Source organism: Micromonospora sp. ATCC 39149 (assembly GCF_000158815.1).
GTDB lineage: Bacteria > Actinomycetota > Actinomycetes > Mycobacteriales > Micromonosporaceae > Micromonospora.
The window spans coordinates 2058436-2066927 of sequence record NZ_GG657738.1 but is presented as its reverse complement, the minus strand read 5'-3'; the positions used below and the strand labels follow the sequence as shown (position 1 = coordinate 2066927).

Annotated in this window: 7 protein-coding genes and 2 pseudogenes; 6 read left to right on the top strand and 3 right to left on the bottom strand. The window is 73.7% G+C overall.

Annotation, left to right across the window (positions count from 1 at the left end; all coding sequences use genetic code 11):
• From MCAG_RS08500 to MCAG_RS08490, 3 genes and pseudogenes are all read left to right on the top strand, one after another.
• Positions 1 to 1312 (top strand): annotated as a pseudogene (locus tag MCAG_RS08500) (amidase); the annotation flags it as partial.
• Between the two features lie 72 nt (positions 1313 to 1384).
• Entirely contained in the window at positions 1385 to 1669 is a 285-nt protein-coding gene (locus MCAG_RS08495; RefSeq protein WP_036376687.1) for a hypothetical protein, read from the top strand.
• On the top strand, positions 1656 to 2063 hold the full coding sequence (locus tag MCAG_RS08490) for a DUF5130 family protein (RefSeq protein WP_007072550.1): 408 nt from the start codon (positions 1656 to 1658) through the stop codon (positions 2061 to 2063). The genes MCAG_RS08495 and MCAG_RS08490 overlap by 14 nt, the downstream gene beginning before the upstream one ends.
• Positions 2064 to 2302: 239 nt before the next feature.
• On the opposite strand, the gene pepN is transcribed toward MCAG_RS08490, so the two are convergent.
• Entirely contained in the window at positions 2303 to 4858 is a 2556-nt protein-coding gene (pepN, locus tag MCAG_RS08485; RefSeq protein WP_007072549.1) for an aminopeptidase N, read from the bottom strand.
• 242 nt (positions 4859 to 5100) lie between these two features.
• On the opposite strand from pepN, the pseudogene MCAG_RS08480 reads away from it, so the two are divergent.
• From MCAG_RS08480 to MCAG_RS08470, 3 genes and pseudogenes are all read left to right on the top strand, one after another.
• Positions 5101 to 5699, top strand: a pseudogene (locus MCAG_RS08480) (disulfide bond formation protein DsbA).
• A 180-nt stretch (positions 5700 to 5879) separates the two neighbouring features.
• Positions 5880 to 7079: a DUF1015 family protein gene (locus MCAG_RS08475; protein WP_007072547.1), complete on the top strand. Its 1200-nt coding sequence runs from the start codon at positions 5880 to 5882 to the stop codon at positions 7077 to 7079.
• Between the two features lie 100 nt (positions 7080 to 7179).
• Positions 7180 to 7647: a ribose-5-phosphate isomerase gene (locus tag MCAG_RS08470; protein ID WP_036372866.1), complete on the top strand. Its 468-nt coding sequence runs from the start codon at positions 7180 to 7182 to the stop codon at positions 7645 to 7647.
• A gap of 22 nt (positions 7648 to 7669) precedes the next feature.
• Here the strand turns inward: MCAG_RS08470 and MCAG_RS08465 are convergent, their stop codons facing one another.
• Together MCAG_RS08465 and MCAG_RS08460 are read right to left on the bottom strand one after the other, a co-directional pair.
• Entirely contained in the window at positions 7670 to 7996 is a 327-nt protein-coding gene (locus MCAG_RS08465) for a hypothetical protein (RefSeq protein WP_036372864.1), read from the bottom strand.
• A 61-nt stretch (positions 7997 to 8057) separates the two neighbouring features.
• Positions 8058 to 8492, bottom strand: a 435-nt coding sequence (locus MCAG_RS08460) for a sterol carrier protein domain-containing protein (protein WP_036372863.1), incomplete at its 5' end; no start/stop codon positions are given.

Here is an 8492-nt window from a genome sequence, read left to right as displayed (position 1 = left end):
GGCCCGGCAGGCCGCCCGCGCCGCCGACGCCGCCCCCGCCGAGGGGCGCGGCCCGCTGCACGGCGTGCCGACCGCGATCAAGGACCTGACGCTGACCGCCGGGGTGCGCACCACCCTCGGCTCGGCGGCCTTCGCCGACCTGGTGCCCCCGCTCGACGCCGACGTGGTCCGGCTCATCCGCGCCGCCGGGCTGGTCAGCCTCGGCAAGACCACCACCAGCGAGCTGGGCTGCTCGCTCTACTCGGAGGGCCTCGTCGCGCCGCCGGCCCGCAACCCGTGGGACCTGGCGTACACGGCCGGCGGGTCCAGCGGCGGGGCGGCGGCAGCGGTCGCGGCCGGGCTGGTCCCCGTCGCGCAGGGCTCCGACGGCGGCGGCTCGCTGCGCATCCCCGCCTCGCTGTGCGGCCTCGTCGGTTACAAGCCGAGCCGGGGCACCGTCCCCGGTGGGCCGCTGGGCTTCGGCGCGTTCGGCCTGCCGATCAACGGTCCGTTGGGGCGTACCGTCGCCGACGTCGCCGCGCTGCTCGACGTCATGGCGGTGCCGGTGCCCGGCGAGCCCTACCTGCCGCCGCCCGCGCCCGGCGGGGGCTACCTCGGCGCGGCCCGGCGGGCGGCGCCCGGCCGGCTGCGGATCGGCCGGTTCACCACACCGATGCTCGCCGAGCAGCCGGTCCACCCCGACTGCGTGGCCGCCGTCGACACCGCCGCAGCGCTGCTCACCAGGGCCGGGCACGAGGTGGTCGAGGTCCCCGCGCCGTTCGGCCCCGAGGTGTGGCCGCTGTTCGAGATCGTCTGGTACGTCCTGGCGCTCGTCCCCGTCCCGCCAGAGCGGGAGAGCCGACTGCTGCCGCTGACCCGGTTTCTGCGCTCCCGGGGTGCGGAGATCTCCGCCGGCACCCTGATGAGCACCCTCGGTGAGCTTCAGGTGCAGGTGCGCCGGGGCGTCCGTCGCACCGCCGGTTGCGACCTGCTGCTCTGCCCGACCCTCGCCGCGCCACAGGCGCCGGTCGGCTGGTTCAGCGCCGACGGCGACCCGGAGCGCGATTTCGACCGGCAACGGCGGTTCTCGCCGTACTGCGCGATCTTCAACGCGACGGGAGAACCGTCCGTCTCCCTGCCGCTGGGGCGCACCGCCGAGGGGCTGCCCGTCGGTGTTCTGCTCACCGGCCGGTACGGTGCCGACGCCACCCTGATCGCCGTCGCCGCGCAGCTTGAGCACGCCAGCGGCGGGTGGGATCACCACCCCGCAATCTGGCGGGCCGTGGCCTCCGCTAACGTGAATGCAAGCGGAGTCGGCGAGCCGATGTCATGATCGTTCAACCGACCCGGAAGTCCTGGTCTCTCTTTCCGCCTGGGGGCGTTGGGATTGTCTGTTACCGAGACTCTGCTGATCTTCGTCGGCATCCCGGCGGCCGTGGTGCTGGTGATCACCGCGCTGGCGTTCGCCGGCGGCCGGTCCTCCGGTGGCGGCGCCAAGCGCTACCGGCCGGGCCGGCCCTTCGACTTCACTCCGGTCTGGTTCCTGGGCCGTCCGGAGCAGCTGGCCGAGTCGGCCGGCACCGCGCTGGCCGCGGGCGCGCAGGCGCCGGCGCTGACCAGCCACAAGCTTGACCGGGCCGGCGTCGAGGCGCCGGCCGGTGGAACCGGAGGCGCAAGTGACCGTTGGTGAGAAGCAGGCAGAGACGGGGACCCCGCCCGAGGTGCTGGACGGGCCGTTCTCGACCCGCCAGCTACTGCGCATCGACGAGGCGCTCCGCCTGGCCGACCAGGGGACCGGGCTGGTCTTCTCGGTCTACGTCGGCGGGCTCGACGAGCCGATCCGCGCGCACGCTCAGCGGCTGCACCGGCAGCTCGCCGACCCCGACCGGTCGGTCCTGATCGCGGTGTCGCCCAACCAGCGGCAACTGGAGATCGTCACCGGGCGGCACGCCCGCAAGCGCATCCCCGACACGTACGCGAAGCTGGCCGCGCTCTCCATGGTCGCGGCCTTCGGCGGCGGCGACCTGGCCGGCGGCATCATCATCGGCCTCGACCAGCTCGCCAGCCACGCCGGCAAGGCGTAAGGAAGGGCCCCTTCCTAACGTCTAGGGTCGAGAAGGGCACCCTTCTCACCACCGCACGGCGCGTTGACCACCGCACGACGACGACGCCCGGCCCGCGACAGCGGGCCGGGCGTCGGTGCGTTCGGCGGTGCCGGTGGCGTCAGCGGGGCCAGGCACTCACGCCACCGAAACGGACGGGGCCGGCGCTGGACTCGCGTCCACGCCGGCCCCGGGCAGCCCCACGGCGGTCCCAGGTGGCCTCAGGCGCTGCGGGCGTCCCGCTCGCGGGCCTTCAGCGCGCGCACGACGGCGTCGCGGCCCTCGGCGACCAGCCGCCGCAGCGACGCCGGCTTGTCGCCAGCGGCGGCCAGCCACGCGTCCGTCGCGGCCACCGTGTCTTCGGAGACCTGCTGGGTCGGGTACGCAAGCTGCACGAACTCCTGCGCCGGCTCGCTGTCGCGCTGCGCCCAGACCTGGTCCACCACGTCGAAGTAGCGCTCCCGGTACGGGGCGACCAGTTCCGCCTGCACCGCCGGGGCGAACCCCTGCAACAGGGCCCGGTTGCGCCAGTTCGGCAGCGCGTCGGGGCCGGTGAGCTGCGCCCAGACGGCCGCCTTGTTCTCCGGGGTCGGCACCAGCGCGTGCGCGTACGCGGCCTCCCGTTCACCGCTGGCGGTGCGGTCGCCGGCCAGCTCCGCCTCGATCTCCGCCGGGCCGCCGACGCCCTTGCTCACCAGCGACTGGAGGATCACCCAGCGCAGTTCGGTGTCGATGGCCAGCCCGTCCGGCACGTCCACGCCGCCCAGCCAGCCCCGGACGGTGGCCAGGTCCTCCGCCGAGCGGGACGCCTGCACGTACGTCCGCGCCCAGGCGAGCTGGAGCCCGCTGCCCGGCTCCGCGGCGGCCAGCGTCGCCTTCGCGGTGCGGGCCAGCTCGGCCCAGCCGGTCGGGGCCCAGGCCGGGTCGGCGTACAGGTTGAGGGTGGTGACCACCGACTGCCGCAGGGTGGCGGTGACCAGGTTGATGTCGGTCTCGGCGGGCAGCCCGGCCACCACCAGCGCCAGGTAGTCGCGGGCCGACAGCTCGGCGTCGCGGACCATGTCCCACGCCGCCATCCAGCACAGGGCGCGCGCCAGCGACGACTCGAATCCGGCGATGTGCCGCACCACCGTGGCCATCGACCGCTCGTCGAGGCGCAGCTTCGTGTACGTCAGGTCGTCGTCGTTGAGCAGCAGCACGTCGGCGGCGCGTACCCCGTGCAGCTCGGCCAGCTCGGTCAGCTCGCCGGTCACGTCGACCTCGATCCGGTCGCGGCGGACCAGCCGGCCGCCGGCCAGGTCGTACAGGCCCACGCCGATGCGGTGCGTGCGCAACGTCGGGTGCCCCGACGGCGCCTCCTGCCGCACCACGACCCGCTCGTAGCTGCCGTCGGAGCCAATCGTCACCTCGGGGCGCAGCGTGTTGACCTGCGCGGTCTCCAGCCACTGGGCGGCGAACTTGCGCAGCTCCCGGCCCGAGGCCGTCTCCAGCTCCGACAGCAGGTCGTCGAAGGTGGCGTTGCCCCAGGCGTGCTTGCCGAAGTACGCCCGCAACCCGGCCAGGAACGGCTCCTCGCCGACGTACGCGACGAGCTGCTTGAGCACGCTCGCGCCCTTGGCGTACGTGATGCCGTCGAAGTTGACCTCGACGGCCTCCAGGTCCGGCATCTCGCAGTAGACCGGGTGGGTGGAGGAGAGCTGGTCCTGCCGGTAGCCCCAGTTCTTCCGGATGGACAGGAACGTCGTCCAGGCGTCGGAGAACCGGGTGGCGTTGGCGTTGCACCAGTGGCTGGCCCACTCGGCGAACGACTCGTTGAGCCACAGGTCGTTCCACCAGCGCATGGTGACCAGGTCACCGAACCACATGTGGGCCAGCTCGTGCAGGATCGTGTTGGCCCGCTGCTCGTACTCGAAGTCGGTGACCTGGGAGCGGAAGATGTAGTGCGACTCGGCGTGCGTGACGCAGCCGAAGTTCTCCATCGCCCCGGCGTTGAAGTCCGGCACCCAGAGCTGGTCGTACTTCGGCAGCGGGTAGCGCACCCCGAACTGCTCGTGGAAGAAGTCGAAGCCCTGCTTGGTGACCAGGAACAGGTCGTCGGCGTCCAGGTGCCGCGCCATCGACGCGCGGCAGTAGACCCCCAGGTCGATGCCGTCGTGGCTGTCCCGCACCTCGTGGTACGGGCCGGCGCAGAGCGCGGTGATGTACGTGCTCATCCGCGCCGAGGAGACGAAGTGGACCGTCTTGAGCCCTTCGCCGGCCGGCTCGTCGCGCTCCACCGGCATGTTGGACACCACCCGCCAGTGCTCCGGGACGGTGGCGTGCCAGGTGTAGACGCTCTTCAGGTCGGGCTGGTCGAAGCAGGCGAAGACCTTCTGCGCGTCGGCCGTCTCGAACTGGCTGTAGAGGTAGGTCTCGCCGTCCACCGGGTCGACCGTGCGGTGCAGGCCCTGCCCGCTGTTGGAGTACGCGAAGTCGGCGTCCACCACGAGGGTGTTCTCGGCGGCCAGGCCGGGCAGCGCCAGCCCCTTCTCCGCCGACCAGCCCGTCAGGTCGACCGGGACGCCGTTCAGGATGGCCGACCTGATCGACTCGGCGGCGGCCTCGATGAAGGTGCTCGCGCCCGGCTCGGCGCAGCGGAACCGGACTTCGGTCACCGACCGAAAGGTGCGTCCGTCGGCCGCCTGCACGGCGGTCGACAGGTCCAGACTGATGTCGTACCCGGTCACCTCAAGCAGGCGGGCCCGCTCGGTGGCCTCGACCTGGGTCAGGTTGCGCACTCCCGGCACTGTTCGTCTCCATCCCATTCTCGCCGTGCGCCGCCGCGGCGCCAGCCGACCGTCCGCTCGTGGCGACCGGTTCCGATCCGAGTCTTCCACGCGAGGGCACCTCGCGGTGGTTGAGCTCACGCTCTCATTCCGCTACCGGTCGCCGGTTGCTGGGGTGAGGATCGGGGGACGAGGAGCGGTTCCAGGCCCTCCCGTCGCGAAGGGAACCTCACGTGACCGGTGCCACTGTCGACATGTGGTTCGACCCCATCTGCCCCTGGGCGTGGGTCACCTCCCGCTGGCTGCTGGAGGTGGAGCAGGTCCGCGACGTGGACATCCGTTTCCATGTGATGAGCCTGTCGGTGCTCAACGAGGGCCGTGACCTGCCCGAGCAGTACCAGCAGCTCATGCAGGCCGGCTGGGGCCCGGTGCGGGTGTGCGTCGCGGTGGAGCAGCAGCACGGCCCCGACGCCGTCCGCGCGCTCTACACCGCCTGGGCACCCGCATCCACCTCGGCAAGGAGGAACTGGGCCGGGCCCTGTACGTGGCCGCGCTCGCCGACGCCGGGCTGGGCCCGGAGCTGGCCGACGCCGCCGACGGCACCGCCTACGACGAGGCGCTGCGGGCCAGCCACGAGGCCGGCATGCGGCCGGTCGGCCAGGACGTGGGCACGCCGGTGATCCACGCCCCCGGCCCCGACGGCTCGCCGGTGGCGTTCTTCGGCCCGGTGGTCACCCCGCGCCCGAAGGGGGAGGCCGCCGGGCGGCTCTGGGACGGCGTCCTGCTGGTCGCCGGCACGCCCGGCTTCTACGAGCTGAAGCGCTCGCGCGAGGTCGACCCGACCTTCGAATAGGAACGAGGAAGGGCCCCTACCAACGCCTCCGGTAGAGAAGGGCGCCCTTCTCACCCCCTTTGGTCGCGCGCCGGCCGGCGCGCGACCAAAGGGCCCCGTTCATAAGGGCCCCGTTCATTTGGTGGACGTGGTGTGGGGTCGGGTGCCCGGCGTAACCGCGCGACGGTAGCGTCAGCGGACATGACGGTCGTGCATCCGATCGCCCGGGCCTGGATCACCACTGGCGGCACCGGCGCGCAGAACTACGACGAGTTCGCCGACGATGCGGAGATTACCGCGATCATCGAGGCGAACCCGCACAGTGCCCTCGGCATCGAGATGCCCCACCGGGCGCCGGAGAGCCTGGGGAAGTCGTTCCTCGACGCGCTCCCCGACGCGGCGACCCGGCTCGCCGAGGCGAAGGCCGACGGCAGCTACACCCCCGCCGAGCAGGTCGTGGTCCTCTACCGGATCAGCGCGCCGGGGGAGGAGACCGCCTATGGGCTGTTCGCCATGGTCGACACCGACCAGATCTCCACCAGCGCCGACGAGCCGGGCCTGGTCATCCGCAACGAGGACGTCTTCATCTCGAAGGTCCGGGAGCGGGTCGCCCTCGCCGAGGCGCTCGGGCACCTGCTCTCGCCCGTACTGCTGCTCCAGACCGGCCGGGGCGACGAGCTGCACGCCGCGCTCGCGGCGGCGACCGAGGCGGCCGGGGTGCCCGCCGCTACCGACATCGACCAGGCCGGGCGCACGCACGCCGTCTGGCTGCTCGGCCCCGGCCCCGAGCAGGACGCGCTGACCGCGCTCGCCGGCGGTGGCGAGCTGGTGGTCGCCGACGGCAACCACCGCAGCCTCGCCGCCCAGACCGGCGGTCTGCCCCGATTCCTGGCCGTGGTGACCACCCCCGCGTCGGTCGCCATCCAGCCCTACAATCGGCTGGTCAGCGAGCTGACCGTCACCCCGGCCGAGCTGGTCGACCGGCTCCGCGCCGCCGGGGCCGAGGTCGCCCCGACCGACGGCCCGGTCGAGGTCCCGGCGGCCGGCGGCACCGTCGCGCTCCGGCTCCCCGACCAGGGGTACGCGGTGCGCCTGCCGCGCGTCGACGGGGGCCCGCTGGAGAACCTTGACCACGCCCTGGTCGAGCGGGTGCTGCTGCGTGACGCGCTCGGCCTCGACCCCGGCGACAAGCGGATCACGTACGTCGGCGGCGACTACCCGGCGAGCTGGCTGACCGGCGAGGTCGACGCGGGCCGGGCCGAGCTGGCCGTGCTGATCGCCCCGGTCACCGTGGACGACTTCGTCGCGGTGAACCTGGCCAGGGAGAAGATGCCGCGCAAGAGCACCTGGTTCACCCCGAAGGCCCGTGGCGGCCTGGTGGTAGCCGAGCTGCCTCGCTGACCGGCTCGTCCGCCCCCGCTGACCAGCACCTCTGTGACGAAACCCGCTCCGCGCCGCCGCCCGCGCGGCGGCGCGGAGCGGGTTTGACAGACTGCGCGGTATGCGCGTCTATCTGGGATCCGATCACGCCGGTTTCGAGCTGAAGGTGCACCTGGCCAGCCACCTCGCCAAGCAGGGGTACGAGGTGGTCGACGTCGGGCCGCACGTCTTCGACCCGGACGACGACTACCCGGTGTTCTGCCTGCACGCCGGCACCCGCGTGGTCGCCGACCCGGGCAGCCTCGGCGTGGTCATCGGCGGTTCGGGCAACGGCGAGCAGATCGCCGCCAACAAGGTCGCCGGCGTCCGGGCGGCGCTGGCCTGGAACATCGACACCGCCCAGCTCGGCCGGGAGCACAACGACGCGAACGTGGTGGCCGTCGGTGCCCGCCAGCACACCCTGGACGAGGCGACCGCCATCGTCGAGGCGTTCCTCACCACGTCGTTCTCCGGCAACCCCCGGCACGCCCGCCGCATCGACCAGGTCGCCGCGTACGAGCAGAGCCACGAGCTGCCCGAACTGCCCTGACCACCGGGAGGGCCCGCCCCGCTCAGCGACCGTTGCGGGGCAGGTCCTCCCGGGGCACCCAGTTGCGCCGGACGACGACCACCCGGGCCTCCGCCTCGGCCAGGTCCTCCTCGGTCGGCCGGGCGGCGTCTCGGGCCCGCATCGCCGCCCGGGGCCCCACCTGCGAGGAGCCGGGGCCGACCAGGCCCCGCAGGCCCCGCTCGCCGCCGTCCCGGTCGTCCGCGCCGGGGGCGGGCCGGCGGCGTGGCGGCTCGGCCACCACGTCCTGCACCTCGGCCGACACGGCCGCGGGGGCCTCGCCGTCGGAGTGGTGCCTCAGCCGGCGTCGACGTCGCTCCGCGTCACCCATCCGTCGACCGTACCCGCCCCGGGCCGGTCCCCGCGCCCGCCGCAGGCCACGCGGCGGCCCGTCAGAAGACACCCATCCCGGCCGGGGCCCGGTGCCAGGAGAAGGCCGGGCCCGCGGCGGCGAGCGCGCCGGGGCGCAGCTCGGCGACCCGCCCGGCGTCGGCGAGCGCGGTGAGCCCCACCCCGCCCAGGTACAGCTCGCCGAGCGCCCGCACGTCGCACGCCAGGTCGGCCGGCGCGTCGGCGGGCACGCAGCGGGCGCCGTCGGGGCCGCCGGTCAGCCGCCAGCGACCCGCGTTCTCCGGCAGCAGCTCGTCGGTCACCTCGACCACCACGTCGACGGTGGCGGCGTACCGGCGGGCGGCGAGGGCGGCGGGCACGTCCACCACTCGCAGCCACAGCGCGTCGGCCACCCGGGTTTCCAGCCGGCGCGGCTCGTCGACCAGGCGCGGCAGCGGATCGTCCACCGGGCCCTGGTAGAAGAGCCGGCGGGTCAG

Excerpts from the sequence above, each read along its gene's own strand:
- MCAG_RS08475 (WP_007072547.1), top strand. The coding sequence starts at position 5,880 with ATGACGGTCGTGCATCCGATCGCCCGGGCCTGGATCACCACTGGCGGC.
- MCAG_RS08470 (WP_036372866.1), top strand. The coding sequence starts at position 7,180 with ATGCGCGTCTATCTGGGATCCGATCACGCCGGTTTCGAGCTGAAGGTG.
- MCAG_RS08465 (WP_036372864.1), bottom strand. The coding sequence starts at position 7,996 with ATGGGTGACGCGGAGCGACGTCGACGCCGGCTGAGGCACCACTCCGAC.